This is a genomic window from Pseudomonas moraviensis, from assembly GCF_900105805.1.
GTDB classification, from domain to species: Bacteria; Pseudomonadota; Gammaproteobacteria; order Pseudomonadales; family Pseudomonadaceae; genus Aquipseudomonas; species Aquipseudomonas moraviensis_A.
In genome coordinates this window covers 3012366-3038585 of record NZ_LT629788.1, presented here as the reverse complement: position 1 = coordinate 3038585, position 26220 = coordinate 3012366, and the positions used below count along the sequence as shown (strand labels likewise).

The 26220-nt window shown below is 58.5% G+C and carries 23 protein-coding genes; 18 read left to right on the top strand and 5 right to left on the bottom strand.

Going from position 1 to position 26220, the window contains the following annotated elements:
- Positions 1 to 262 precede the first annotated feature (262 nt).
- On the bottom strand, positions 263 to 1552 hold the full coding sequence (gene gltA, locus BLU71_RS13465; protein WP_042607584.1) for a citrate synthase: 1290 nt from the start codon (positions 1550 to 1552) through the stop codon (positions 263 to 265).
- Positions 1553 to 1915: 363 nt separating this feature from the next.
- On the opposite strand from gltA, the gene sdhC reads away from it, so the two are divergent.
- The 12 genes from sdhC (at position 1916) to BLU71_RS13405 (ending at position 16352) form a co-directional block, all read left to right on the top strand.
- Complete coding sequence (sdhC, locus tag BLU71_RS13460; RefSeq protein ID WP_016773673.1) at positions 1916 to 2290, top strand: succinate dehydrogenase, cytochrome b556 subunit; 375 nt, start codon at positions 1916 to 1918, stop codon at positions 2288 to 2290.
- The gene (gene sdhD / locus BLU71_RS13455) at positions 2284 to 2652 is read left to right on the top strand and encodes a succinate dehydrogenase, hydrophobic membrane anchor protein (protein ID WP_008049683.1); all 369 of its coding nucleotides are present in this window, start codon (positions 2284 to 2286) and stop codon (positions 2650 to 2652) included. Before sdhC ends, sdhD begins: the two co-directional genes overlap by 7 nt.
- A 3-nt stretch (positions 2653 to 2655) precedes the next feature.
- Positions 2656 to 4428 (top strand): succinate dehydrogenase flavoprotein subunit, encoded by a 1773-nt coding sequence (gene sdhA / locus BLU71_RS13450; RefSeq protein WP_042607585.1) that lies wholly within the window; start codon positions 2656 to 2658, stop codon positions 4426 to 4428.
- Between the two features lie 11 nt (positions 4429 to 4439).
- On the top strand, positions 4440 to 5144 hold the full coding sequence (locus BLU71_RS13445) for a succinate dehydrogenase iron-sulfur subunit (protein ID WP_016773675.1): 705 nt from the start codon (positions 4440 to 4442) through the stop codon (positions 5142 to 5144).
- A gap of 251 nt (positions 5145 to 5395) precedes the next feature.
- The gene (locus BLU71_RS13440; protein WP_042607586.1) at positions 5396 to 8227 is read left to right on the top strand and encodes a 2-oxoglutarate dehydrogenase E1 component; all 2832 of its coding nucleotides are present in this window, start codon (positions 5396 to 5398) and stop codon (positions 8225 to 8227) included.
- Positions 8228 to 8271: 44 nt separating this feature from the next.
- A complete protein-coding gene (gene odhB, locus BLU71_RS13435; protein ID WP_024012151.1) occupies positions 8272 to 9498 on the top strand; it encodes a 2-oxoglutarate dehydrogenase complex dihydrolipoyllysine-residue succinyltransferase in 1227 nt (408 codons plus the stop codon).
- 108 nt (positions 9499 to 9606) lie between these two features.
- Complete coding sequence (gene lpdA / locus BLU71_RS13430) at positions 9607 to 11043, top strand: dihydrolipoyl dehydrogenase (protein WP_042607587.1); 1437 nt, start codon at positions 9607 to 9609, stop codon at positions 11041 to 11043.
- Positions 11044 to 11227: 184 nt separating this feature from the next.
- Complete coding sequence (sucC, locus tag BLU71_RS13425) at positions 11228 to 12394, top strand: ADP-forming succinate--CoA ligase subunit beta (protein ID WP_016773679.1); 1167 nt, start codon at positions 11228 to 11230, stop codon at positions 12392 to 12394.
- A complete protein-coding gene (gene sucD, locus BLU71_RS13420) occupies positions 12394 to 13278 on the top strand; it encodes a succinate--CoA ligase subunit alpha (protein ID WP_016773680.1) in 885 nt (294 codons plus the stop codon). Before sucC ends, sucD begins: the two co-directional genes overlap by 1 nt.
- Before the next feature lie 361 nt (positions 13279 to 13639).
- Positions 13640 to 14953: a branched-chain amino acid transport system II carrier protein gene (brnQ, locus tag BLU71_RS13415; protein WP_042607588.1), complete on the top strand. Its 1314-nt coding sequence runs from the start codon at positions 13640 to 13642 to the stop codon at positions 14951 to 14953.
- Positions 14954 to 15213: 260 nt separating this feature from the next.
- The gene (locus BLU71_RS13410; RefSeq protein WP_042607589.1) at positions 15214 to 15951 is read left to right on the top strand and encodes a DUF599 domain-containing protein; all 738 of its coding nucleotides are present in this window, start codon (positions 15214 to 15216) and stop codon (positions 15949 to 15951) included.
- Positions 15951 to 16352, top strand: a complete 402-nt coding sequence (locus BLU71_RS13405) for an MAPEG family protein (RefSeq protein ID WP_065615116.1) — start codon at positions 15951 to 15953, stop codon at positions 16350 to 16352. Before BLU71_RS13410 ends, BLU71_RS13405 begins: the two co-directional genes overlap by 1 nt.
- A 62-nt stretch (positions 16353 to 16414) precedes the next feature.
- Here the strand turns inward: BLU71_RS13405 and BLU71_RS13400 are convergent, their stop codons facing one another.
- Positions 16415 to 16651 carry a hypothetical protein gene (locus BLU71_RS13400; RefSeq protein ID WP_007959016.1) on the bottom strand — a complete coding sequence of 79 codons (237 nt, stop codon included), beginning with the start codon at positions 16649 to 16651 and terminating at the stop codon, positions 16415 to 16417.
- 158 nt (positions 16652 to 16809) lie between these two features.
- Between BLU71_RS13400 and BLU71_RS13395 the strand changes: the two genes are divergently transcribed.
- The 4 genes from BLU71_RS13395 (at position 16810) to BLU71_RS13380 (ending at position 20519) form a co-directional block, all read left to right on the top strand.
- Positions 16810 to 17286, top strand: coding sequence for a PaaI family thioesterase (locus BLU71_RS13395; protein WP_083353289.1), 477 nt, complete (start codon positions 16810 to 16812; stop codon positions 17284 to 17286).
- A complete protein-coding gene (locus BLU71_RS13390; RefSeq protein ID WP_083353288.1) occupies positions 17283 to 17735 on the top strand; it encodes a PaaI family thioesterase in 453 nt (150 codons plus the stop codon). Before BLU71_RS13395 ends, BLU71_RS13390 begins: the two co-directional genes overlap by 4 nt.
- A gap of 81 nt (positions 17736 to 17816) precedes the next feature.
- The gene (htpG, locus tag BLU71_RS13385) at positions 17817 to 19721 is read left to right on the top strand and encodes a molecular chaperone HtpG (protein ID WP_042607640.1); all 1905 of its coding nucleotides are present in this window, start codon (positions 17817 to 17819) and stop codon (positions 19719 to 19721) included.
- Between the two features lie 69 nt (positions 19722 to 19790).
- Positions 19791 to 20519 carry a dienelactone hydrolase family protein gene (locus BLU71_RS13380; RefSeq protein ID WP_083353287.1) on the top strand — a complete coding sequence of 243 codons (729 nt, stop codon included), beginning with the start codon at positions 19791 to 19793 and terminating at the stop codon, positions 20517 to 20519.
- A gap of 457 nt (positions 20520 to 20976) precedes the next feature.
- On the opposite strand, the gene BLU71_RS13375 is transcribed toward BLU71_RS13380, so the two are convergent.
- Both BLU71_RS13375 and BLU71_RS13370 read right to left on the bottom strand, forming a co-directional pair.
- Positions 20977 to 21843, bottom strand: a complete 867-nt coding sequence (locus tag BLU71_RS13375) for a pirin family protein (RefSeq protein WP_083353286.1) — start codon at positions 21841 to 21843, stop codon at positions 20977 to 20979.
- Between the two features lie 61 nt (positions 21844 to 21904).
- Positions 21905 to 22321 carry an OsmC family protein gene (locus BLU71_RS13370; protein WP_042607595.1) on the bottom strand — a complete coding sequence of 139 codons (417 nt, stop codon included), beginning with the start codon at positions 22319 to 22321 and terminating at the stop codon, positions 21905 to 21907.
- Positions 22322 to 22450: 129 nt separating this feature from the next.
- On the opposite strand from BLU71_RS13370, the gene BLU71_RS13365 reads away from it, so the two are divergent.
- Positions 22451 to 23497, top strand: coding sequence for an amidohydrolase family protein (locus BLU71_RS13365; RefSeq protein ID WP_083353285.1), 1047 nt, complete (start codon positions 22451 to 22453; stop codon positions 23495 to 23497).
- A 139-nt stretch (positions 23498 to 23636) separates the two neighbouring features.
- The gene (locus BLU71_RS13360; protein ID WP_065615122.1) at positions 23637 to 25262 is read left to right on the top strand and encodes a methyl-accepting chemotaxis protein; all 1626 of its coding nucleotides are present in this window, start codon (positions 23637 to 23639) and stop codon (positions 25260 to 25262) included.
- A 241-nt stretch (positions 25263 to 25503) separates the two neighbouring features.
- On the opposite strand, the gene BLU71_RS13355 is transcribed toward BLU71_RS13360, so the two are convergent.
- The gene (locus BLU71_RS13355) at positions 25504 to 26217 is read right to left on the bottom strand and encodes a DUF3108 domain-containing protein (protein ID WP_083353284.1); all 714 of its coding nucleotides are present in this window, start codon (positions 26215 to 26217) and stop codon (positions 25504 to 25506) included.
- Between the last annotated feature and the right edge of the window lie 3 nt (positions 26218 to 26220).

Genomic DNA, 26220 nt, shown 5'->3' with positions numbered 1-26220 from the left:
CTTCGGCGGCTGCGCCCGGATCGGTCCCGTAACGAAGGAACCCCGAGCTTTAGCGAGCGGGCCGTACGCCGGGGCAAAGCCTTTTGGGTTACCTTTTCGGCGTTTGGAAAAGGTGACTCGCTGTAAGAGCGAAACCATAAGAAGCCGTTACCGCAGCAACGGATATGCCCCCAATCCAATAAACACCAACAGAAACAAAAACGGCCTCTATATAAGAGGCCGTTCCTGACACACCACTAACCCATCACAAAAAGAAAAAACCTTATTTGCGATCTTCCAGCGAGGTAATGTCACGCGACTCGTAACCCGTGTACAGCTGGCGCGGACGGCCAATCTTGTACGGGCTCGAGAGCATTTCCTTCCAGTGCGAAATCCAGCCGACAGTACGCGCCAGCGCGAAAATCACAGTGAACATGCTGGTCGGAATGCCGATCGCCTTGAGGATGATCCCCGAGTAGAAATCGACGTTCGGGTACAGCGAGCGCTCGATGAAGTACGGGTCGGTCAGGGCGATCTCTTCCAGGCGCATGGCCAGTTCGAGTTGCGGATCGTTGTTGATGCCCAGTTCCTTCAGCACTTCGTCGCAGGTCTGCTTCATGACAGTCGCGCGCGGGTCGCGGTTCTTGTAGACGCGGTGACCAAAGCCCATCAGCTTGAACGAGTCGTTCTTGTCCTTGGCCTTGGCGATGAACTTGTCGATGTTCGACACATCGCCAATCTCGTCGAGCATGGTCAACACGGCTTCGTTCGCACCGCCGTGGGCAGGGCCCCACAGTGCGGCGATACCGGCGGCGATACAGGCGAACGGGTTGGCACCCGAGGAGCCGGCCAGACGCACGGTGGAGGTCGAAGCGTTCTGCTCGTGGTCGGCATGCAGGATGAAGATCCGGTCCATGGCCTTGGCGAGTACCGGGCTGATCGGTTTGATCTCGCACGGGGTGTTGAACATCATGTGCAGGAAGTTTTCCGCGTACGTCAGATCGTTGCGCGGGTACATCATGGGTTGGCCCATGGAGTACTTGTAAACCATCGCTGCCAGGGTCGGCATCTTCGCAACCAGACGGATCGCGGAGATTTCGCGATGCTGCGGGTTATTGATGTCCAGGGAGTCGTGGTAGAAGGCCGAGAGGGCGCCGACTACACCGCACATGACGGCCATCGGGTGGGCGTCGCGACGGAAACCGTTGAAGAAGGTTTTCAGCTGCTCGTGAACCATGGTGTGGTTCTTTACGGTGCTGACGAACTGGGCCTTCTGTTCTGCGGTCGGCAATTCGCCGTTGAGCAGCAGGTAGCAGGTTTCCAGGTAGTCCGACTTTTCAGCCAGCTGTTCGATCGGGTAGCCGCGGTGCAACAAAATCCCGTTGTCGCCGTCGATATAGGTAATTTTCGATTCGCACGAAGCGGTCGACATGAAACCCGGGTCGAAAGTGAAGCGGCCCGTGGCCGTCAGGCCCCGAACATCGATTACATCGGGACCAACGGTGCCGGTTAAAATGGGCAGCTCGACGGGGGCTGCGCCCTCGATGATCAACTGCGCTTTTTTGTCAGCCATGTGGCCTCCTATTTATGCTTGAACCATCAGACAGACCCCCCACGCAGGGCCCGCACCACTATAGTGAGATAAATTCGAATGTCAATTTGCCTAAAGTCTTGCTCCAGAAGGCTTTAAGCCGACTTTTTCCTCGAAATTGCCTGCCATTTACGCCTTTTATGCAACTTGTGCAATCCGCTATTGGGGGTAGGTGAACGCGTTGTCATTAGTAGCCTAACTGTCTATACTCGGCCACCGACCGCCAAGGGCTTTTGGGCTTGCTTTCATTGGGGGTCGCATCCCTGGGTGGTGGTTACCTGACCAGTGCACTCCCCAACAACTTTGCCCTGATTGTTAGGGGCTCTTCAGTGTGAAAAAAAAGCCGTGAAAAGCCAACGACCTGTAAACCTAGACCTAAGGACCATCAAACTCCCAGTCACTGCTTACACGTCCATTCTTCACCGTATCTCCGGTGTCATCCTCTTCGTGTGCCTTGCCATCATGCTTTACGCATTGGACAAGTCGCTCAGCTCCGAGGAAGGCTTCGGTCAGGTGAAAGCGTGTCTGACCAGTCCGCTAGCCAAGCTAGTGATTTGGGGCATCCTGTCCGCTCTGCTGTATCACCTGGTAGCCGGTGTGCGCCATTTGATCATGGACATGGGCATCGGTGAGACGCTGGAAGGCGGCAAACTGGGCTCGAAAATCGTTATCGCCGTTTCCGTGGTGGTAATCGTTCTGGCAGGAGTCTGGATATGGTAACTAACGTCACTAACCTGTCGCGTTCGGGCCTCTATGACTGGATGGCACAGCGTGTGTCTGCGGTCGTTCTCGCGGCTTACTTCATCTTTCTGATCGGATACATCGTCGCCAATCCTGGCCTCGAGTATGCCCAGTGGCATGAACTGTTCGCTCACAACGGAATGCGTATTTTCAGCCTGCTGGCCCTTGTTGCTCTGGGCGCTCACGCCTGGGTCGGCATGTGGACCATCGCGACCGACTACCTGACGCCGATGGCGTTCGGCAAGTCTGCAACGGCGATACGTTTCCTTTTCCAGGCAGTATGCGGCGTTGCGATGTTCGCTTACTTCGTCTGGGGTGTGCAGATTCTCTGGGGTATCTGATTCATGGCTAACATTCCAACGATTTCTTTCGACGCCATCATCATTGGTGGTGGCGGTGCCGGCATGCGCGCTGCGCTGCAGCTGGCACAGGGCGGCCACAAGACTGCGGTGATCACCAAGGTTTTCCCGACCCGTTCGCACACTGTTTCCGCTCAGGGTGGCATCACTTGCGCCATCGCCTCTGCCGACCCGAACGATGACTGGCGCTGGCACATGTACGATACCGTCAAGGGTTCCGACTACATCGGTGACCAGGACGCTATCGAATACATGTGTCAGGAAGGCCCGGCTGCCGTGTTCGAGCTGGACCACATGGGTCTGCCGTTCTCGCGTACCGAGCAAGGCCGCATCTATCAGCGTCCGTTCGGTGGCCAGTCCAAGGACTACGGCAAGGGCGGTCAGGCTGCACGTACCTGCGCTGCGTCCGACCGTACCGGTCACGCGCTGCTGCACACCCTTTATCAGGGCAACCTGAAAGCCGGTACCACGTTCCTCAACGAGTACTACGCTGTCGATCTGGTGAAAAACCAGGAAGGCGAATTCGTTGGTGTGATCGCGATCTGCATCGAAACCGGCGAAACCTCCTACATCCGTGCCAAGGCCACCGTTCTGGCGACTGGCGGTGCAGGCCGTATCTACGCGTCCACCACCAACGCCCTGATCAACACCGGTGACGGCGTCGGCATGGCTCTGCGTGCTGGCGTGCCGGTGCAAGACATCGAAATGTGGCAGTTCCACCCGACCGGTATCGCCGGCGCTGGTGTACTGGTTACTGAAGGTTGCCGTGGCGAAGGTGGTTACCTGATCAACAAGCACGGCGAGCGTTTCATGGAGCGTTATGCTCCGAACGCGAAAGACCTGGCTGGTCGTGACGTGGTTGCCCGTTCGATGGTTAAGGAAATCATCGCCGGCAACGGTTGCGGTCCGAATGGCGACCACGTAATGCTCAAGCTCGACCATCTGGGCGAGGAAGTGCTGCACAGCCGTCTGCCAGGCATCTGCGAACTGTCGAAGACTTTCGCCCACGTTGACCCGGTGGTTGCGCCGGTTCCGGTTGTTCCGACCTGCCACTACATGATGGGCGGCGTTGCCACCAACATTCATGGCCAGGCGATCACCCAGAACGCCGAAGGTCAGGACCAGATCATTCCTGGCCTGTTCGCAGTAGGCGAAGTGGCTTGCGTATCGGTACACGGTGCGAACCGTCTGGGCGGCAACTCGCTGCTCGACCTGGTGGTATTCGGTCGCGCTGCCGGCCTGCACCTGGAAAAGGCGTTGACCGATGGCATCGAATACGACGACGCTACCGAGTCCGACATCGAAGCTGCACTGTCGCGTCTGAACGCGCTGAACAACCGTACCGACGGTGAAGACGTTGCCACCCTGCGTCGCGAGCTGCAAAGCTGCATGCAGAACTACTTCGGTGTATTCCGTACCGGCGAATACATGCAGAAGGGCATCGCTCAGCTCGCTGACCTGCGTGCTCGCATCGCCAACGTGAAGATCAACGATAAGTCGCAGGCGTTCAACACTGCACGTATCGAAGCGCTGGAACTGCAAAACCTGCTGGAAGTGGCTGAAGCTACCGCCATCGCGGCCGAAGTACGTAAAGAGTCCCGCGGCGCTCACGCCCGTGAAGACTTCGAAGACCGTGACGACGAAAACTGGCTGTGCCACACCCTATACTTCCCGGGTGACAAGCGCGTCACCAAGCGTGCCGTGAACTTCTCGCCGAAGACTGTTCCGACTTTCGAACCTAAAGTCCGGACTTATTAAGGGTGACCGCCATGTTGCAAGTCAGTGTTTATCGCTACAACCCTGATCAGGACGCTGCGCCGTTCATGCAGGATTTCCAGGTCGATACCGGTGGTAAGGACCTGATGGTGCTGGACGTGCTGGCCCTGATCAAAGAGCAGGACGAAGGTTTCTCCTATCGTCGCTCCTGCCGTGAAGGCGTCTGCGGCTCCGACGGCATGAACATCAATGGCAAGAACGGCCTGGCGTGCATCACGCCGCTGTCCGCTGTTGTAAAAGGTAACAAGCTGATCGTTCGTCCGCTGCCAGGTTTGCCGGTTATCCGTGACCTGGTCGTCGATATGAGCATCTTCTACAAGCAATACGAGAAGGTGAAGCCTTACCTGCAGAACGACACGCCGGCTCCGGCCATCGAGCGTCTGCAGTCGCCAGAAGAGCGCGAAAAGCTCGACGGTCTGTACGAGTGCATCCTGTGCGCCTGCTGCTCGACCTCTTGCCCGTCCTTCTGGTGGAACCCGGACAAGTTCCTCGGTCCAGCTGCGCTGCTGCAAGCCTACCGCTTCCTGGCAGACAGCCGTGACACCAAGACCAGCGAACGTCTGGCTTCACTTGACGACCCGTTCAGCGTTTTCCGCTGCCGGGGCATCATGAACTGCGTCAACGTATGTCCGAAAGGCCTGAACCCGACTAAGGCCATCGGTCACATCCGTAACATGCTGCTTTCGAGCGGCGTGTGATTCAGCTGCTGTAACCGTTGCACCGTAGAGGCTGTGGCGCGGGCTTCAACCCGCGTCATGGCTATAACCAGAGCCGTAGCCATAAGCTGCAGCTCTTCTTTTGAAGAAATGAGACAAGCAGGGGCATCCGGGCTGGTACCCGGACTATCAGTGTGATCCTAGGTGGCTTGTTTTAGTCGCTGCATTCGGACTTCTGCAAGTTTGCTCGGTGTCGACACCGATGGTGTTCCCCTAACCGAGGGTGACCAAGCATGCAAGAAAGCGTGATGCAGCGCATGTGGAACAGCGCCTACCTTTCAGGTGGAAACGCTGCCTATGTGGAAGAGCTTTATGAGCTCTACCTGCACGACCCTAACGCTGTGCCAGAAGAGTGGCGCACCTACTTTCAGAAGTTGCCAGCCGACGGCAACTCTGCCACTGATGTTTCGCACTCGACGATTCGCGATCATTTCGTGCTGCTGGCAAAGAACCAGCGCCGCGCCCAACCGGTTTCCGCCGGCAGCGTGAGCAGTGAGCACGAGAAGAAGCAAGTTGAAGTGCTGCGATTGATCCAGGCCTACCGTATGCGTGGCCACCAGGCAGCCCAGCTTGACCCGCTGGGGCTGTGGCAGCGTCCTGCACCTGCAGACCTGTCGATCAATCATTACGGCTTGACCAATGCCGATCTTGATACGACCTTCCGTGCCGGCGACCTGTTCATCGGCAAAGAGGAAGCGAGCCTACGCGAAATTCACGAAGCGTTGCAGCAGACATATTGCCGCACCATCGGCGCTGAATTCACGCACATCACCGATTCCGAGCAGCGCCAGTGGTTCCAGCAGCGTCTGGAAAGCGTGCGCGGTCGTCCGACGTACTCCGCCGACATCAAGAGCCACCTGCTCGAGCGCGTGACGGCCGGTGAGGGCCTGGAAAAATACCTCGGTACCAAATACCCGGGCACCAAGCGTTTCGGTCTGGAAGGCGGCGAAAGCCTGATTCCGATGCTCGACGAACTGATCCAGCGTTCCGGCTCGTACGGTACCAAGGAAGTCGTCATCGGCATGGCCCACCGTGGCCGTCTGAACGTGCTGGTCAACACCTTCGGCAAGAACCCGCGCGAGCTGTTCGACGAGTTTGAAGGCAAGAAGAAGGTCGAGCTCGGTTCCGGTGACGTGAAATATCACCAGGGCTTCTCGTCCAACGTGATGACCACCGGCGGCGAAGTTCACCTCGCCATGGCGTTCAACCCGTCCCACCTGGAAATCGTTTCCCCGGTGGTCGAAGGTTCGGTGCGCGCCCGTCAGGACCGTCGCAACGACCTGACCGGTGAGAAAGTCCTGCCGATCTCCATCCACGGTGACGCGGCATTCGCCGGTCAGGGCGTGGTCATGGAAACCTTCCAGATGTCGCAGACCCGCGGTTTCAAGACCGGCGGTACCGTGCACATCGTGATCAACAACCAGGTCGGTTTCACCATCAGCAACCCGCTGGACTCGCGCTCCACCGAGTACGCCACCGACGTTGCCAAGATGATCCAGGCGCCGATCCTCCATGTGAATGGTGATGATCCGGAAGCCGTGCTGTTCGTGACCCAGTTGGCCATCGACTACCGCATGCAGTTCAAGCGTGACGTGGTGATCGATCTGGTCTGCTACCGTCGTCGCGGCCACAACGAGGCCGACGAGCCAAGCGGCACCCAGCCACTGATGTATCAGCAGATCACCAAGCAGCGCACCACCCGTGAGCTGTACGCCGAACGCCTGACTCAGGCCGGTGTGCTCGATGCTGAACGCGTTCAGGCCAAGGTCGACGAATACCGCAACGCGCTGGACAACGGTCTGCACGTGGTGAAATCGCTGGTCAAGGAGCCGAACAAAGAGCTGTTCGTCGACTGGCGTCCGTACCTGGGCCATGCCTGGACTGCGCGTCACGACACGCGTTTCGATCTGAAGACCCTGCAAGAGCTGTCCGCCAAGCTGCTGGAAATCCCGGAAGGCTTCGTGGTTCAGCGTCAGGTCGCGAAGATCTACGAAGACCGTCAGAAGATGCAAGCCGGCGGCCTGCCAATCAACTGGGGTTACGCCGAAACCATGGCGTATGCGACCCTGGCGTTCGAAGGTCACCCGATCCGCATGACCGGTCAGGACATCGGCCGCGGTACGTTCTCGCACCGTCACGCTGTGCTGCACAACCAGAAAGACGCGGGCACCTACATCCCGTTGCAGAACCTGTACGACGGTCAGCCACGTTTCGACCTGTACGACTCGTTCCTTTCGGAAGAAGCGGTACTGGCGTTCGAATACGGTTACTCGACCACCACGCCAAACGCGCTGGTGATCTGGGAAGCCCAGTTCGGCGACTTCGCCAACGGTGCACAGGTCGTGATCGACCAGTTCATCACCAGCGGCGAGCACAAGTGGGGCCGTCTCTGCGGTCTGACCATGTTGCTGCCACACGGCTACGAAGGCCAGGGCCCTGAGCACAGCTCGGCACGTCTTGAGCGTTACCTGCAGCTGTGCGCCGAGCACAACATTCAGGTGTGCATGCCGACCACGCCAGCGCAGATCTACCATTTGCTGCGTCGTCAGGTGATTCGTCCGCTGCGCAAGCCGCTGGTCGTGCTGACGCCGAAGTCGCTGCTGCGCCACAAGCTGGCCATCTCGACGCTGGAAGATCTGGCCGAAGGTTCGTTCCAGACCGTGATCCCGGAAATCGACGCACTGGACCCGAAAAAGGTCGAGCGTGTGGTTCTGTGCAGCGGCAAGGTCTACTACGACCTGCTGGAAAAACGCCGTGCCGAAGGCCGCGAAGATATCGCCATCGTGCGTATCGAGCAGCTGTATCCGTTCCCTGAGGACGACTTGAAAGAAGTCCTGGCTCCGTACACCAACGTCAAGCATGCCGTCTGGTGTCAGGAAGAGCCGATGAACCAGGGTGCCTGGTACTGCAGCCAGCATCACTTGCGTCGCAGCATCGCCAACCTCGACAAGACTCTCGTACTCGAGTACGCGGGCCGTGAGGCGTCGGCTGCCCCAGCTTGTGGTTATGCATCGATGCACGCCGAGCAGCAGGAAAAACTGCTGCAAGATGCTTTCACTGTTTAACGCCTTCGCGCTGACTGAAACCGAATTTTAAGGACCCACAGATAATGGCTATCGAAATCAAAGCCCCGTCATTCCCGGAATCGGTTGCCGATGGCACCGTTGCCACCTGGCACAAGAAACCAGGTGAGGCCGTCAAGCGTGACGACCTGATCGTCGACATCGAAACCGACAAGGTCGTGCTCGAAGTGTTGGCTGAAGCGGACGGCGTGCTGGGCGCAATCGTTGCCGAAGAGGGCGCTACCGTTCTGTCGAACCAGGTTCTGGGCTCGATCGAAGAGGGCGGCGCTGCTGCTGCCGCTCCTGCCGCCGCTGCTGCTCCGGCTGCTACTGCCGCTGCCGCACCAGCTGCTGCCGATGGCGAAGATGACCCGATCGCAGCTCCTGCCGCTCGCAAGCTGGCTGAAGAAAACGGCATCAACATCGCTTCCGTTGCCGGCACCGGCAAGGGCGGTCGCGTGACCAAGGAAGACGTGGTAGCCGCTGTTGCTGCGAAGAAAGCCGCTCCGGCTGCCGCGCCTGCCAAGGCTGCTGCTCCTTCGGCTGCTGCGCCTGTGTTCGCTGCTGGCGACCGCATCGAGAAGCGCGTACCGATGACCCGCGTACGTGCCACCGTGGCCAAGCGTCTGGTTGAAGCCCAGTCGAACATGGCGATGCTGACCACGTTCAACGAAGTCGACATGACTGAAGTCATGGCTCTGCGTTCGAAGTACAAGGACCTGTTCGAGAAGTCGCACAACGGCGTACGCCTGGGCTTCATGTCGTTCTTCGTGAAAGCGGCCACCGAAGCGCTGAAACGCTTCCCGGCTGTCAACGCGTCGATCGACGGCGGCGACATCGTTTACCACGGCTACGCGGACATCGGCGTTGCCGTTTCCAGCGACCGTGGCCTGGTGGTACCGGTTCTGCGTAACGCCGAGCTGATGAGCCTGGCGGAAATCGAAGGCGGCATTGCCACTTTCGGCAAGAAAGCCCGTGACGGCAAACTGTCGATGGACGAGATGACCGGTGGTACCTTCACCATCACCAACGGTGGTACCTTCGGTTCGATGATGTCGACGCCAATCGTCAACCCGCCGCAGGCAGCGATTCTGGGCATGCACAACATCATCCAGCGTCCAATGGCCATCAACGGTCAGGTCGTGATCCGTCCGATGATGTACCTGGCACTGTCCTACGATCACCGTCTGATCGATGGCAAAGAAGCTGTGACCTTCCTGGTGACCATCAAGAACCTGCTGGAAGATCCGGCTCGTCTGTTGCTGGATATCTAAAAAGCAGCTGCAAGCTTTCAGCTACAAGCCTCAAGCTCAAGGCGAGCGGGTGGGCTTGCAGCTTGAAGCTTGCGGCTTGTAGCTTTATTGCTAAAGAGGATTTTTTGAATGTCGCAGAAATTTGACGTAGTAGTGATCGGTGCCGGCCCTGGTGGCTATGTAGCGGCCATCAAGGCTGCGCAGTTGGGCCTGACCACTGCCTGCATCGAGAAGTACACCGACGCAGAGGGCAAGCAAGCCCTTGGCGGTACCTGCCTGAACGTGGGTTGCATTCCTTCCAAGGCGCTGCTCGACAGCTCGTGGAAATACAAGGAAGCCAAAGAGAGCTTCAACGTTCACGGTATCTCGACCGGCGAAGTCAAAATGGACGTCGCTGCGATGGTTGGCCGCAAGGCTGGCATCGTCAAGAACCTGACCGGCGGCGTTGCCACCCTGTTCAAGGCCAACGGCGTTACTTCGATCCAGGGCCACGGCAAGCTGCTGGCCGGCAAGAAAGTCGAAGTCACCAAGCCTGACGGTTCGGTTGAAGTCATCGAAGCGGAAAACGTCATCCTCGCGCCAGGTTCGCGTCCGATCGACATCCCACCGGCTCCGGTTGACCAGAAAGTCATCGTCGATTCGACGGGCGCTCTGGAATTCCAGTCCGTACCCAAGCGTCTGGGCGTGATCGGCGCTGGTGTGATCGGTCTGGAACTGGGTTCGGTATGGTCGCGTCTGGGCTCCGAAGTGGTTGTTCTGGAAGCGCTGGACACTTTTCTGATGGCAGCGGACACCGCTGTTTCCAAGGAAGCGCTGAAAACCCTGACCAAACAGGGCCTGGACATCAAGCTGGGCGCTCGCGTTACCGGTTCGAAAGTCAACGGTGAAGAAGTTGTCGTCAACTACACCGATGCCAACGGCGAACAGACCATCACTTTCGACAAGCTGATCGTTGCCGTTGGTCGCCGTCCGGTGACCACTGATCTCCTGTCTGCCGACTGCGGCGTGGAAATCGACGAGCGCGGTTTCATCGCGGTCGATGACCACTGCGTCACCGCCGTACCGGGCGTCTTCGCCATTGGCGACGTGGTTCGCGGCATGATGCTGGCCCACAAGGCTTCGGAAGAAGGCATCATGGTTGTCGAGCGCATCAAAGGCCACAAGGCTCAGATGAACTATGATTTGATCCCTTCGGTTATTTATACTCACCCGGAAATCGCGTGGGTTGGCAAAACCGAGCAGGCGCTGAAGGCCGAAGGCGTTGAAGTCAACGTCGGCACCTTCCCGTTCGCCGCTTCCGGCCGTGCCATGGCTGCCAACGATACCGGTGGTTTCGTCAAGGTCATCGCCGATGCCAAGACCGACCGCGTATTGGGCGTGCACGTGATTGGCCCGAGCGCTGCGGAACTGGTTCAGCAGGGCGCGATCGGTATGGAATTCGGCACCAGCGCTGAAGACCTGGGCATGATGGTTTTCTCCCATCCGACCCTGTCCGAAGCCTTGCACGAAGCTGCTCTGGCAGTGAATGGCGGCGCCATTCACATTGCCAACCGCAAGAAGCGTTAAGACACACAATAAGAAACCACGGCGGTAGCGGCCCGTCGTGAGCCTTGCGAGCAAGACTCACCGCGGAATGTCCGCCGGACGCAGTCTTGCGTAGCTCAGCTACGCAAGCAGCAGTCACAGGTGGCGCGGCACTCAAACGAGCGCAGCGCCGAATGCGCAGTACCTAACGAAGACGGTAAAAAGCATGAATCTTCACGAGTATCAGGGTAAGCAGCTGTTCGCTGAATACGGCCTGCCAGTTTCCACTGGCTACGCAGTAGACACCCCGGAAGCAGCAGCAGAAGCTTGCGACAAGATCGGCGGCAACGAGTGGGTCGTCAAAGCCCAGGTTCACGCCGGTGGTCGCGGTAAAGCGGGCGGCGTAAAGCTGGTCCGCAGCAAAGAAGACGCCAAGGCCTTCGCACAGCAATGGCTGGGCAAGCGTCTGGTGACTTACCAGACTGACGCCAATGGCCAGCCAGTCACCAAGATCCTGGTTGAATCGTGCACTGATATCGCTAAAGAGCTGTACCTGGGCGCTGTCGTTGACCGTTCGAGCCGTCGCATCGTGTTCATGGCTTCCACCGAAGGTGGTGTGGACATCGAGAAAATCGCTCACGACACGCCAGAAAAAATTCTCAAGGCCACTATCGATCCACTGGTTGGCGCTCAGCCATCCCAGGGTCGCGAGCTGGCATTCCAGCTGGGTCTGGAAGGCAAGCAGGTCACTCAGTTCGCCAAGATCTTCGTAGGTCTGGCCAAACTGTTCAAAGACCACGACCTGGCTCTGCTGGAAGTGAACCCGCTGGTGATCAAGGCTGACGGCGATCTGCACTGCCTCGACGCCAAGATCAACATCGACGCCAACGCCATGTACCGTCAGCCTAAGCTGAAGGCTTTCCACGATCCGTCGCAGGACGATCCGCGCGAAGCGCACGCTGCCAAGTTCGAACTGAACTACGTAGCCCTGGAAGGCAACATTGGCTGCATGGTCAACGGTGCCGGTCTGGCCATGGGTACCATGGACATCGTCAACCTGCATGGCGGCAAGCCAGCCAACTTCCTCGACGTAGGTGGTGGCGCAACCAAGGAACGCGTTACTGAAGCGTTCAAGATCATCCTGTCCGACCAGAACGTCGCGGCAGTACTGGTCAACATCTTCGGCGGCATCGTTCGCTGCGACATGATTGCCGAAGGCATCATCGGCGCCGTGAAAGAAGTCGGCGTGAAAATCCCGGTTGTTGTTCGCCTTGAAGGCAACAACGCTGAGCTGGGCGCTAAAGTACTGGCAGAAAGCGGTTTGAACATCATCGCTGCTACCAGCCTGACCGACGCTGCTCAACAAGTTGTCAAAGCTGCGGAGGGCAAGTAATGAGCGTCCTGATCAATAAAGACACCAAAGTTATCTGCCAGGGTATTACCGGTTCGCAAGGTAGTTTCCACACCCAGCAAGCCATCGAATACGGCACCAAGATGGTTGGTGGCGTAACTCCTGGCAAAGGCGGCACCGAGCACCTGGGTCTGCCAGTGTTCAACACCGTCAAAGACGCGGTAGCTGCCACAGGCGCTACCGCCAGCGTGATCTACGTTCCGGCTCCGTTCTGCAAGGACTCGATCCTGGAAGCGGCATTCGGCGGCATCAAGCTGATCGTCTGCATCACCGAAGGCATTCCTACCCTGGACATGCTGGACGCCAAAGTTAAGTGCGACGAACTGGGCGTAGTCCTGATCGGCCCTAACTGCCCAGGCGTGATCACCCCAGGCGAATGCAAGATCGGCATCATGCCAGGTCACATTCACTTGCCAGGCAAGGTCGGTATCGTTTCGCGTTCCGGCACCCTGACCTACGAAGCTGTGAAGCAGACCACTGACGCCGGTTTCGGTCAGTCGACTTGCGTCGGCATCGGCGGTGACCCGATCCCGGGTTCGAACTTCATCGACATCCTGAAACTGTTCCAGGAAGACCCGAAGACCGAAGCGATCGTAATGATCGGCGAGATCGGCGGTTCGGCTGAAGAAGAAGCGGCTGCCTACATCAAGGCAAACGTAACCAAGCCGGTTGTTTCCTACATCGCTGGTGTGACTGCTCCTCCGGGCAAGCGCATGGGCCATGCTGGCGCAATCATCTCTGGCGGCAAAGGCACTGCAGACGAGAAATTCGCTGCGCTGCAAGACGCAGGCGTGAAAACCGTGCGTTCGCTGGCAGACATCGGCAAGGCCCTGGCCGAGCTGACTGGCTGGGAAGTGAAGAAGTAAGCCACGGCTGACTTTTTAGCTCCAGCAACAAAGGCCACCTTCGGGTGGCCTTTGTCGTTTCAGAGCAGCAGCAAGCTTCAAGCGGCTAGCTGCAAGATAGAAACTTGCAGCTTGAAACTTGTAGCCTTCTGCTGCTTTTCTTATGTAAACGCGACACTGAAACGTCGCGTATCGGATAGTTCGCCCTCTAACAGTGCGTTTATCAGCCGAATTCGTTAGGCTGGCAGCCATTTTTGCGTCCGCCGCCCACAAGGCAGCTACGCGCTTTAAGGGTCAGTCCCATACGGATCGACAGCATTTCCCTAATCCAACAGGGCAATCCCCCTCTAAATTCCGATTTCAGTAGTGTGGTATTACCTTAATGAAAGTTTTGAAAGGTCAGGACATCCTGGCACTTGGTTTTATGACGTTCGCCCTGTTTGTCGGGGCCGGTAACATCATCTTCCCGCCGATCGTCGGCTTGCAGGCCGGGCCTCACGTCTGGATGGCTGCATTGGGCTTTCTGATCACCGCGGTAGGTTTGCCGGTGATCACCGTGGTGGCGCTGGCCAAGGTCGGCGGCGCCATGGATGCGTTGAGCAGCCCGATCGGCAAGATCGCTGGCGGTATCCTCGCGGCGGCGTGCTATCTGGCGGTGGGTCCACTGTTCGCCACCCCGCGTACCGCGACCGTATCGTTCGAGGTGGGTCTGGCGCCGTTGACCGGCGAAAGCCCGCTGGCGCTGTTTCTCTACAGCTCGGTGTACTTCCTGCTGGTGTTCTTTGTTTCGCTCTACCCTGGGCGTTTGCTGGATACCGTCGGCCGCTTCCTCGCGCCGCTGAAAATCATTGCGCTGGCAGTGCTGGGTATCGCCGCATTCGTCTTGCCGGCGGGTGACATCGGTCACGGCACGCCGGAATATGTGGCGGCACCGTTCTCCCAGGGCTTCATCAATGGTTACCTGACCATGGATACCCTCGGCGCGCTGGTGTTCGGCATCGTCATCGTCAACGCGATCCGCTCCCGTGGCGTCGAATCGCCGGCGTTGATCACCCGTTACGCGATCATCGCCGGGCTGATTGCCGGTGTCGGTCTGGCGCTGGTCTACGTCAGCCTGTTCCGCCTCGGTTCCGGCAGCCATGAAGTCGCGGTCGGCGCCACCAACGGTGCGGCGGTGTTGCATGCCTACGTGCAACACACCTTCGGCTCGCTGGGCAGCGGTTTCCTCGCGGTACTGATCTCGCTGGCGTGTCTGGTCACGGCGGTCGGCCTGACCTGCGCCTGCGCTGAGTACTTCAGCCGTGTGCTGCCACTGTCCTACAAGACTCTGGTGATTATCCTTGCGGCGTTTTCGCTGCTGGTCTCCAACCTCGGTCTGACCAAGCTCATTGCCTTCTCGATTCCGGTGCTCACTGCGATCTACCCGCCGTGCATCGTTCTGGTTGCGCTGAGCTTCTGCAAGGATTTCTGGCATGAGCATGCGCGCATTCTTGGCCCGGTGATGCTGGTGTCGTTCCTGTTCGGCACCATCGATGCCTTGAAAGGCGCCGGTCTGGCCGACTGGATGCCAACTCAGCTTACCCATCTGCCGTTGAGCGAGCAGGGGCTGGCGTGGCTGGTGCCGTGCGTGATGACCCTGGTGGTCGCCGTCGTGTGCGATCGCCTGCTGGGCAAGCGCAGCGAAGTCACTGCCTGACGTGATATGACCCGCCACAAGCGGGTCAGACGCGGTTAAACAGAAATGCCCCGTATCAATCGATACGGGGCATTTTTTTATGCGCGTGAGGCAGTGTCTTTTTTGCTGAGCTAACGTCGAAGGGTTGCTTAGCTTTTATGTAGGAGTGAGCCTGCTCGCGATAGCGGTTTGTCAGTCAACACCATGCTGACTGACAAACCGCTATCGCGAGCAGGCTCACTTCTACAGGTGTACAGCGTTTACATTTCACAGGGAATTGCATGTCGTTCATCCAAGCCAATCTGATCCACCTGCTCGCCGCTGTCTGGTTTGTCATCTGCTGGGGCGGTTACACCCGTTATGCCTCCTGGAAGGCCCGCGACACGGCGTGTCTGGCCAGCGTATTGCACCTGTATCGCGAAGACTGGATGCGTCGCATGCTCCTGCGTGACAACCGCATCGCCGACGCCAGCGTGATCGGCAATCTGGAGCGCAACGCCTCGTTCTTCGCCTCCAGCACGCTGATCATTCTCGCCGGTATCCTCACCGTACTCGGTGCGTCAGAACGGGCCGTGTCGTTGTTGGCGGATATTCCGATGGTGCAGCAGGCGTCGCAGGGCATGTCGGAGATCAAATTGCTGTGTCTGGCATTGGTGTTCGTCTACGCGTTCTTCACGTTCAGTTGGTGCATGCGGCAGTACAACTTCGCCGCGATTCTGGTCGGTTCGGCGCCGATGATCGGCGAGCGCCAGGTCACCGAGCAGGAGCGCAAGGCGTTCGCATCACGTGCGGCGCGGGTGATCTCGATGGCGGCCAACCAGTTCAACTTCGGCCTGCGTTCTTACTATTTCGGCATGAGCATGCTGGCGTGGTTCGTCAGCCCGTGGTTATTCATGATCATGAGCGCGGGCGTCGTGGTGGTTTTGTATCGCCGCGAGTTTCATTCCGACGTTCTCGATGTCATGGTCTATACCCCTACAGAGGCGCCCGTCCCTGAGGCAAACAAAGAGGCTGTTTGATGAGTATTCCGTTCTGGTGTGTGTTTATCAGTGCTTTATTGATTTATGTGGCGCGCATGCCGGTGGCCAAGGCCATGAAAGAGCAGGGTGGCTATGACAATCATCAGCCCCGTCAGCAGCAGGCACAGTTGACCGGCTTCGGTGCGCGAGCGCTTGCGGCCCATCAAAACAGCATCGAAGCCTTCATCCTGTTCGCCGTCGGTGTGCTGATGGCGCACACCACGCAAACCGCAGGCTGGCTGATCGATGCGCTGGCGATCATCTTCGTGATCTCGCGAATCCTCTATCTGTGGTTCTATCTGGCCGACCTGGCGAAGTTACGCAGCCTGATGTGGCTAGTTGGCTTCATCTGCTCGTTGTTGCTGATGATTAGTCCGACTTTTAGAACCGTGTTGCTATAACCGGTAAATCGCAGGCAAAAGAAAACCCGCACTTGGCGGGTTTTCTTTTCACACCAGAAAGCTTATTGCTTTTTGGCGGCTTCTTCTTGAGCAGCGGCGTTCGATTCAGCCTGAGCTTTGGCAGCTTCGGCGTTTTCTTTTGCTGCGTCGTTCACTTTATCCTGAGCTTTGTTCATGTCTTGCTGAGCCTGCTCAGCATGTTGGTTGGCATCTTGAGCTTTGTCCTCGGATTTTTTATCGCAGGCAGCGAGACCGAGGGAAGCGGTCAACATCAAGGCAATAGCTAAAGTCTTACGCATGGGGTGTATCTCCTTATGGAAAATAACTACTGGCCTTAAGAACTCGGCGCTACGGGTTAAGTTCCTCATTTGTTTCAGATATATAAGTTTGTTTTATCACGGAACTTTTGCCGCTTTTCTCACTACTGGCACAAGGCCCAAACGCGAGTAATTATCACATGGCCGAAAACCCCGTTTTTGAGCGCGCCACGCGTTTTTTATCGGCATTGCGTCACTGTCAGGTCTTGGGTCTGCAGGTACACAGTGCCTCCAGCGAAGGCATGACAGTGATCCTGCCCTATAGCGAAAAAATCGTTGGTAATCCCGAAACCGGAGTCATCCATGGCGGCGCCATTACGTCGTTGATGGACACCGCCTGCGGTATGTCGACCTTGTGCGTACTGCCGGAGTTCGAAGTCTGTCCGACCCTTGATCTGCGCATCGACTACATGCACGCCGCTGAACCGAACAAAGCCGTGTACGGCTTTGCCCAGTGCTACCGCGTCACCACTGACGTGATCTTTGCCCGTGGTTTCGCCTACCAGGACAATCCCGAGCAGCCGATCGCCCATGTCGTCGGCACGTTCATGCGCATGGGCATCGGTCTGAAGGGCAGCAGAGGATTCGCGGGCGCTATAAAGGGAGGCGGGAAATGAGCGTCGACCTCAGGGAACAGCTGCAACAGGCCCACGCGCAGGGCGATTACGCGCCGCTGCTGGCGTTGATCCCTTATGCCGGGCTGATAGGTATCGAATGTTCGCGGGTCGGCGATGAGCTGCTGTTCAAGCTACCGGCGAACAAGGACAACATTGGTAACCCTTTATTGCCGGCCATCCACGGCGGGGTGATTGCCGGCTTCATGGAGCTGGCCGCAGCCCTGCATTTGCTGATTTTCACCGGCACGCCGGGTGTGCCGAAGATCATCGATTTTTCCCTCGATTACCTGCGCGCCGGGCAGTTTCGCGACACTTGGGCCAGGTGTCAGGTCTGCCGTCAGGGCCGGCGCGTGGCCAACGTCGCGGTCACTGCGTGGCAGAGTACCGAGGGCGAACCGATCGCCACCGCCCGCGCGCACTTCAAAATCGATGAGCCCTTGAAATCCTGAACAGCGCCCCCAACTCAGATGACAACCCGCCGCAGACCATTCGGGTCGCGGCCAATGCCATCTGATTGGAGTTTGATGACCATGAGTGTGGAAACTCAAAAGGAAACCCTGGGCTTCCAGACCGAGGTAAAGCAGCTGCTGCACCTCATGATCCATTCGCTGTATTCGAATAAGGAAATTTTCCTGCGCGAATTGATCTCGAACGCCTCTGACGCTGTCGACAAGCTGCGCTTCGAAGCCCTGGCCAAGCCTGAGTTGCTCGAAGGTGGCGCTGACCTGAAAATCCGTGTGAGCTTCGACAAGGACGCCAAGACCGTCACCCTCGAAGACAACGGTATCGGCATGAACCGTGACGATGTGATCACCCACCTGGGGACCATCGCCAAATCCGGCACCGCCGATTTCATGAAAAACCTGTCCGGCGATCAGAAAAAAGATTCGCACCTGATCGGCCAGTTCGGTGTGGGGTTCTACTCGGCCTTCATCGTTGCCGACAAGGTTGATGTCTACAGCCGTCGCGCCGGCACCGATGCCAGCGAAGGCGTGCACTGGTCGTCGAAAGGCGAGGGCGAGTTTGAAGTCGCCACCATCGACAAGCCAGAGCGCGGCACCCGCATCGTCCTGCACCTGAAGTCCGGTGAAGACGAGTTCGCTGATGGCTGGCGTCTGCGCAATATCATCAAGAAGTATTCCGATCACATCGCTTTGCCGATCGAACTGCCGAAGGAAGTTACCCCGGCCGAAGGCGAAGAGGCTCCTGCCGTTGAATGGGAAACCGTCAACCGCGCCAGCGCCTTGTGGACCCGCCCGCGCACTGAGGTGAAGGACGAGGAATACCAGGAGTTCTACAAACACATCGCTCACGATTTCGAGAATCCGCTGTCGTGGAGCCACAACAAGGTCGAAGGCAAGCTCGAGTACAGCTCGCTGCTGTACGTGCCGGCCCGCGCGCCGTTCGACCTGTACCAGCGTGAAGCGCCGAAGGGCCTGAAGCTGTACGTGCAGCGTGTGTTTGTAATGGATCAGGCCGAGTCGTTCCTGCCGCTGTACCTGCGCTTCATCAAAGGCGTGGTCGATTCCAATGACCTGTCGCTGAACGTGTCGCGGGAAATCCTGCAGAAAGACCCGATCATCGATTCGATGAAAACCGCGCTGACCAAGCGTGTGCTCGACATGCTGGAAAAACTGGCGAAGAACGAGCCTGAGCAATACAAGGGCTTCTGGAAGAACTTCGGTCAGGTCATGAAAGAAGGCCCGGCAGAAGACTTCGCCAACAAAGAGAAAATTGCCGGTCTGCTGCGTTTCGCATCGACCCAGGGCGACGACGGCGAGCAGGTTGTCGGTCTGGCTGACTACCTGGCACGCGCCAAGGAAGGTCAGGACAAGATCTACTACCTCACCGGCGAAACCTACGCGCAGGTCAAGAACAGCCCGCACCTGGAAGTCTTCCGCAAGAAAGGCATCGAAGTGTTGCTGTTGACCGACCGCATCGACGAGTGGCTGATGAGCTACCTCAGCGAGTTCGACGGCAAGACCTTTGTCGACGTGGCGCGTGGTGACCTCGATCTGGGCAACCTGGACTCGGAAGAGGACAAGAAAGCTGCAGAAGAAGTCGCCAAGTCCAAAGAAGGTCTGGTCGAGCGTCTGAAAACCGCACTGGGCGATTCCGTGGCTGAGGTGCGTGTGTCCCATCGTCTGACCGATTCGCCGGCCATTCTGGCCATCGGCGAACAGGACCTGGGCCTGCAAATGCGCCAGATCCTCGAAGCCAGCGGGCAGAAAGTCCCGGATTCGAAGCCGATCTTCGAATTCAACCCAAGCCACCCGCTGATCGAGAAACTCGATGGCGAGCAGAGCGAAGAGCGTTTTGGCGATCTGTCGCACATCCTCTTCGATCAGGCCGCCTTGGCTGCGGGCGACAGCTTGAAGGATCCGGCCGCTTATGTGCGCCGTCTGAACAAGCTGCTGGTTGAACTGTCGGTTTGATCACGTTGTAGGAAAAACCCGCTTCGGCGGGTTTTTTCGTTCTGGTGTCTACCCAATCAGGAGTCAGAAATGAGCCAAGTCACTGTACGTTCCGTGGTCTATCAGATTGACGGCCAAGCCTATGAAGGTCGCCTTGCCTTCGACGCCGAGCACAAGGCCGCGCGCCCGGGTTTGCTGATGGCGCCGAACTGGATGGGCGTCAGCGCCGGTGCCGAAGACATCGCCAAAGCGGTGGCCGCCGAGGGTTACGTGGTACTGATCGCAGATGTCTACGGCCAGACCGTGCGTCCGCAGAATGCTGATGAGGCGCTGGCAGCGATGATGCCGCTCAAGGACGACCGTGCGCTGCTGCGCAAACGTCTGCAAGTGGCCTTCGAGCAATTGCAAAGCCAGGGCGAAGCAACGGTTGATACGTCGAAACTGGCGGTGTTCGGTTTCTGCTTCGGTGGTTGCTGCGCGCTGGACCTGGCCCGCACTGGCGCGCCTGTGAAAGCGGCGGTGTCGTTCCACGGCACGCTGGATTCGCCGAATCCGGCGGATGCGCAGAACATCAAGGGCTCGGTGCTGGTGCTGCATGGCGCATCCGATCCGTTGGTGCCGAAGGAGCAACTGCCGGCGTTCGAAGATGAAATGAACGCGGCGAACGTCGATTGGCAACTGCTCAGCTACGGCGGTGCGGTGCACTCGTTTACCGATCCGAACGCCAACGTGCCGGGCAAAATGATGTACGACGCAAAGACCGCCAAGCGCGCGTTCAAGTCGATGCATGATCTGCTGGATGAAGTGTTCAACGGCTAAAAGCGAAAAGCCCCTCACCCTAGCCCTCTCCCGGAGGGAGAGGGGACTGATTGGGGGATGCTCGGGAGTGAAGTCGACCTGAACGTGAATAGGCGAATCCATAATCGCCGGGACTTTTCAGGTCTTTGTATGACGCAAGCCAGCTCGTTCGGCTCCCTCTACTTCTGGGAGAGGGGACTGATTGGGGGAGGCTCGGGAGTGACGTCGACCTGAACGTGAATAGGCGAATCCATAATCGCCGGGATTTTTCAGGTCGATGTATAACGCAAGCCAGCTCGTTCGGCTCCCTCTACTTCTGGGAGAGGGGACTGATTGGGGGGTGCTCGGGAGTGACGTCGACCTGAACGTGAATAGGCGAATCCATAATCGCCGGGATTTTTCAGGTCGATGTATAACGCAAGACACCTCGGTCGGCTCCCTCTCCCTCTGGGAGAGGGCTGGGGTGAGGGTAAGCGGCCTAGCGCGGTAGTTCGATCCGCTCGACTTCCCCCGGCACCGTCGGCCAGTCCTTAGCCGCCCACTTCCGCCTGGCTTCATCAATCGCCGCCGGATCACTGGCGACGAAATTCCAGTTGATCCGTCTCGGACCGTCCAGCGGCGCACCGCCGAACACCACCGCGTGCACATCGCTTTCAGCAAACAGACTCATTGCTTCGCCAGCGGGCAACACCACCAGCGCATGCGGCTCAACCGCCTCGCCATTCAATTGCGCATCGCCGCTCAATACATACACCGCGCGCTCTTGATGCTCGGTTGGAATCAGCAGTGTGGTCGCAGTCTGCATTTTCACTTCGGCATACAGCGTAGGAGAAAGCACCGGCACTGGCGATTCCAGGCAAAAACCTGACCCGGCAATCATCCGAATCTGCACGCCAAGGTTATCGCTGACCGGAAGTGTCGCTGCCGGGTGATGGCTGTAATGCCCCGGGCCCTGTTCGTGTTCCCTGGGTGAGGCCAGCCAGACTTGCAAGCCATGCAAGGTGAAGGTCTCGGCAAGCAGCGGCGCAGGGGTGCGCTCGACATGGGCGATGGCGCTGCCAGCGGTCATCCAGCTGACATCGCCAGCACCGACCACCTGATCGGAGCCAAGACTGTCTTTGTGCTGCAGCTGCCCTTCGAACAAATAGGTCAGGGTCGACAGACCGATGTGCGGGTGCTGTCGGATGTCCATCCCTTTGCCCGTCGGATAAATCGTTTCGAGCATGTGGTCGAAAAACACGAAAGGCCCGACGTTGCGGCATTTGGCTGACGGCAGCGGGCGCAGGATCGGCTGGCCTTCGACGTCTTCGGCGCGTGGGCGGATGATCAGGAGTGGCATGTCCATGGTGCATTCCAGGCTGAGCGGGTGATGCCAGAAGCATAACCCGCCGCTGGCATCGGGAGGATTATTGGCTGTCGAAGCCTTGTGGCGCGTGGGTTTCGATGCTGACTTCGCTGGTGGTCATCAGCTTGTGAATCGGGCAGCGATCGGCCACACGCAGCAGTTCCTCGCGCTGGGCGTCGGTCAGTACGCCTTTGAGCGTCAGGGTGACGTGCAGGGCGTATTTGCCTTTCTGCTCTTCGCTGTTGTCGCGCTTGACTTCGACACCCACGCCTGTGAGCGGGATGTCTTTTTTCTTCGCGTACATTTTCAGGGTCAGCGCTTTGCAGGCACCGAGAGCGGCATCGAAGTAGTCGTGCGGCTCCGGCGCGGTGCCTTCACCGCCGGCGGTTTTCGGTACGTCGGCAAACAATTCGTGATCGTCGATCTGGACGGTATGACGAAAACCTTCGGCAGAGACGGTATTGACGGTGACAGTCATGGAAACCTCACAGGCGGCAGGAAAAATCGTTCGATCAAAACAGACCTTGCAGTTATAGAGCATTCCCGGCAGTTGGCGTTCCGCTTTTTGGCAGGGATGAACCCTTGTCGTTCGGGCGCGGTCTAGGCTATGCCCATCTGCCGGAGATTACTTGTGTCCTTGTCTCGTCTGAGTATTGCCTGTCTGCTGCTGTTCGCTGGAAGCGCGGGCGCCCGCGAATACACCTACAGCGATGCGCACCTGCATTACGTGGATTTTTTCCAGGAAAGCGCCGGCATGCAGAAATTGCTTACGGCCATGAAGGAAAACTCCATCGAGCACGTGATGATTTCCGGCATTCCCGTGGCGAAGAAATGGCATGAAGACGAACCCAAGCGCCCGCGTTACTACGCCGGTGATGATGCCGATGCCTATTGGTACAGCGCCACCGACGTGATCATCGCCGACGCGGTGCAGAAACTCGCGCCGGAGCAGCGCCAGTACTTTCATCCGTTCCTGTCCGGCTTCAATCCCAATGACAAGAATTCCGCTGCGCATATCCAGCGCATGCTCGACCTGTATCCGGGGTTGTGGCAGGGCATCGGCGAGGTGTTTACCCGGCACGACGATCTGACGGCGCTGACCGCCGGCGACACGCCCCGCGCCAACAACGAGGCAATGACCAAGATCTATCACCTCGCCGCGGAAAACGATCTGCCGGTGATGTTGCATTCCAACATCACCTCCAAGCGTGAGAAAAATCCGCTGTACCTGAAGGAAGTGGAAGAGCCGCTGCGCAATCACCCGCACACACGCTTCATCTGGGCGCATGCCGGTACCAGCGCCGAGATTCATCGGCATCAAACCCAGTTGCCGTTCTTGTTGCCAACCCTGACGCGCATGCTAGAGGCCTATCCGAATCTGTTTATCGACCTGTCGTGGAGCATGCTCACGCCGTACCTGTTGGACGAGCAGGGCAAGCCGCGCGCGGAATGGCTGGCGCTGGTGGAGAAATACCCCGAGCGCTTCATGCTTGGCTCTGACGTGGTAGGACGATTCAACAAGCTCGGTAAGGAGATGCACGCTTACCGCCCGTTCCTGGATGCCTTGCCGGAAGGGGTGGCGCGTAAAGTCGCTCGTGACAACTTCCTGGCCATACTGCCCCGCGATCCAGGCAGAACCGCTGGTCAGCGCTGAAACGTCAAGGCCAGGGGTTCGAACTAGCCGCTCGTCTGTCTATCGCCTTTTCGTCTTACGCAATTTTCTTGCAATGCCGATACCTTCTAAAGCAACCCGCTGCAGGCTGATGCAGCGCTTTTTGGAAGGAGCCAGTGTCATGAATATCCGTAGTCTCAATATTGCCCCGCGCGCCGGTCTGGGTTTCGGTCTGCTGGCCTTGATGGTGTTCGCCCTTGGGGCGTTCGCCTTGCTGCAAATGTCGAACATGCGTGCGCAGTCCGATGAAGTCGACAACAACTGGCTGCCAAGCGTGATGGCAGTCGGGGAAATGAGTCAGGACATGCTGCGTCTGCGCGCATTGACCATGCGCCTGTTGCTCAACCGTGACCCCAAGGCACTGGAGCAGAACGTCGCCAAGCTCAACGAACTGCGCAGTGGCTTGAGCGAAGCGCAGCAGCGCTATGACCGGTTGATCGCCTTGCCTGAAGAGCGTGCGCTGTTTGATCGCTTCAAGGTTGCCGAGCACAAATACCTCGAGCTGCAGGCACAAGTCCTACAGCTGTCAGCGCAGAATCGGGTCGCTGAGGCCTCCGCGATTCTCAATGATCAGATGAGTCCACTGGCCGATGAGATTGCCGTGACTCTGCGCGATCTGGTCGAGATGAATAAACACAACGCCAACCTGGCCACCGAGGCTGCACGGTTGGTGTTCAGTCAATCGCGGGTGTGGGTCGGGGTGATGATCGCCATGGCCGCACTGATCACCATTGGCCTGGCATTGCTACTGACACGCAGCATCGTCGTGCCATTGTCGCAATCGCTCAGCGTGGCTGAAGTGGTGGCCAGCGGGGATTTGACCGGTGATATTCACATCGCAGGCAATGACGAGCCGGCGCGCTTGCTGCAAGCGCTGAAAAGCATGCAGCACAATCTGCGCGACACGATCCGGCGCATCTCCGAGTCGTCCACGCAACTGGCCTCGGCGGCCGAGGAGTTGAGCAGTGTCACTGAAGACGCCACGCGCGGTCTGCACCAGCAAAGTCAGGAAATCGAGCAGGCCGCCACGGCGGTCAATCAGATGACGGCTGCGGTGGAAGAGGTGGCGAACAACGCTGTCGCCACGTCCGAAGCTTCCCGCGAATCCGACCGCATCGCCCGGCAAGGGCGCGAGCAGGTGCAGCAGACGGTGACGTCGATCGAGTTTCTCGCCGGTGACGTCACCAACAATGCGGCGCAGGTCGAGGCGTTGGCGCAAAAGGTCCACGGCATCAGCAAAGTGCTGGACGTGATTCGCTCAATTGCCGAACAGACCAATCTGCTCGCCCTCAACGCCGCGATCGAAGCGGCGCGCGCCGGCGATGCCGGGCGTGGCTTTGCGGTGGTTGCCGATGAAGTGCGCGCGCTGGCTCATCGCACTCAGCAGTCGACTCAGGAAATCGAGCAGATGATCGGCGGGATCCAGCAGGGCACCGATTCGGCTGTCAGCTCAATGCAGCAAAGCAACGCACGGGCGCGTTCGACCCTGGAATTAGCCAAGAGCGCAGGTTCTGCTCTGGAGGAAATCGCCTCGGCGTTTACCTTGATCAACGAGCGCAACCTGGTGATCGCCAGTGCCTCGGAAGAACAAGCCGCGGTGGCGCGCGAGGTGGATCGCAATCTGATGAACATCCGGGATCTGGCGATGCAGACCTCGGCGGGGGCCAATCAGACCAGTGCGGCGAGTCAGGATCTGTCGCGTTTGGCAGTGGATCTGAATGGGATGGTGGCGCGGTTTTCTGTCTGAGTTTGACCTTCAAAACCCCCTCACCCTAACCCTCTCCCGGAGGGAGAGGGGACTGATCGTGCGATGCTTTGGAATCCATATTCGACTCGGTTTCTCAGGTCGATGGATAGCGGCAGACACCTCGCTCGGCTTCCTCTCCCTCGGGAGAGGCTGGGGTGAGGGGTAGGGCCGCCGGGCAGTATCGTTGAGCAGATAAACAAAAGCCCCGCATTCGCGGGGCTCTTTCGTTCCAGCAGCGCGATTAGCTGCCTTTGACAGTCTTGCCGTTGACCGTGCCGTCCTGGAGCATGATGTTGTACTCCTTGCCGTCAGTCTCGACCTGCTGCAGACGCACCAACAGGTAATCCCAATCCTTGGCGAACCACAGCACGGTGATGCGCTTGCTTTGTGTCGGGTCGCGCACGCGTTCTACCTTGATCGCGTCGATCTGGCCGGCCTTGGTGTCGACCTTTTCCGAACCCAGCACGCGGAAGTCGTAGGTATCGACTTCGCCATCATCGACGACCTGATAGCTCATGCTTTTCTTGCCGGCGGCGACGTCATGTTGCAGCGCCAGCTGGTAGGTCGACTTGTCGACCATGCCACGGTTCAGCGGGATCTTCACCGCGTCGCCACGGTCGGTACCGGTCACCATTTTGTTGGCCCAGTCGAAGTCCAGATCAGCCTTTTTCGCTTTGCCCAGACCGCCGCGTTCGAAGTGGTAGGACTGCGGCAGCAAGGTGTCCTTGTCCAGCTTCAGGGTGCTTTCTTCGGTCAGGCTGGCGATCATCATCGACGCCTTGAAGCTGAGTTTCCAGACGCCGTTGGCTTCCTTGGTCAGGCTGCGTTCGGCGGTGCCGCTCATGGGCAGCTGCTTCCAGTCGGCGGTGTAGCTGGCGGAGAACGGTTGAAGGTCCGCTGCCTGCGCGAAGGGCAGGGCGAGCAGAGCGCAGGCGAAGAGCAGGGCGCGACGCATAAT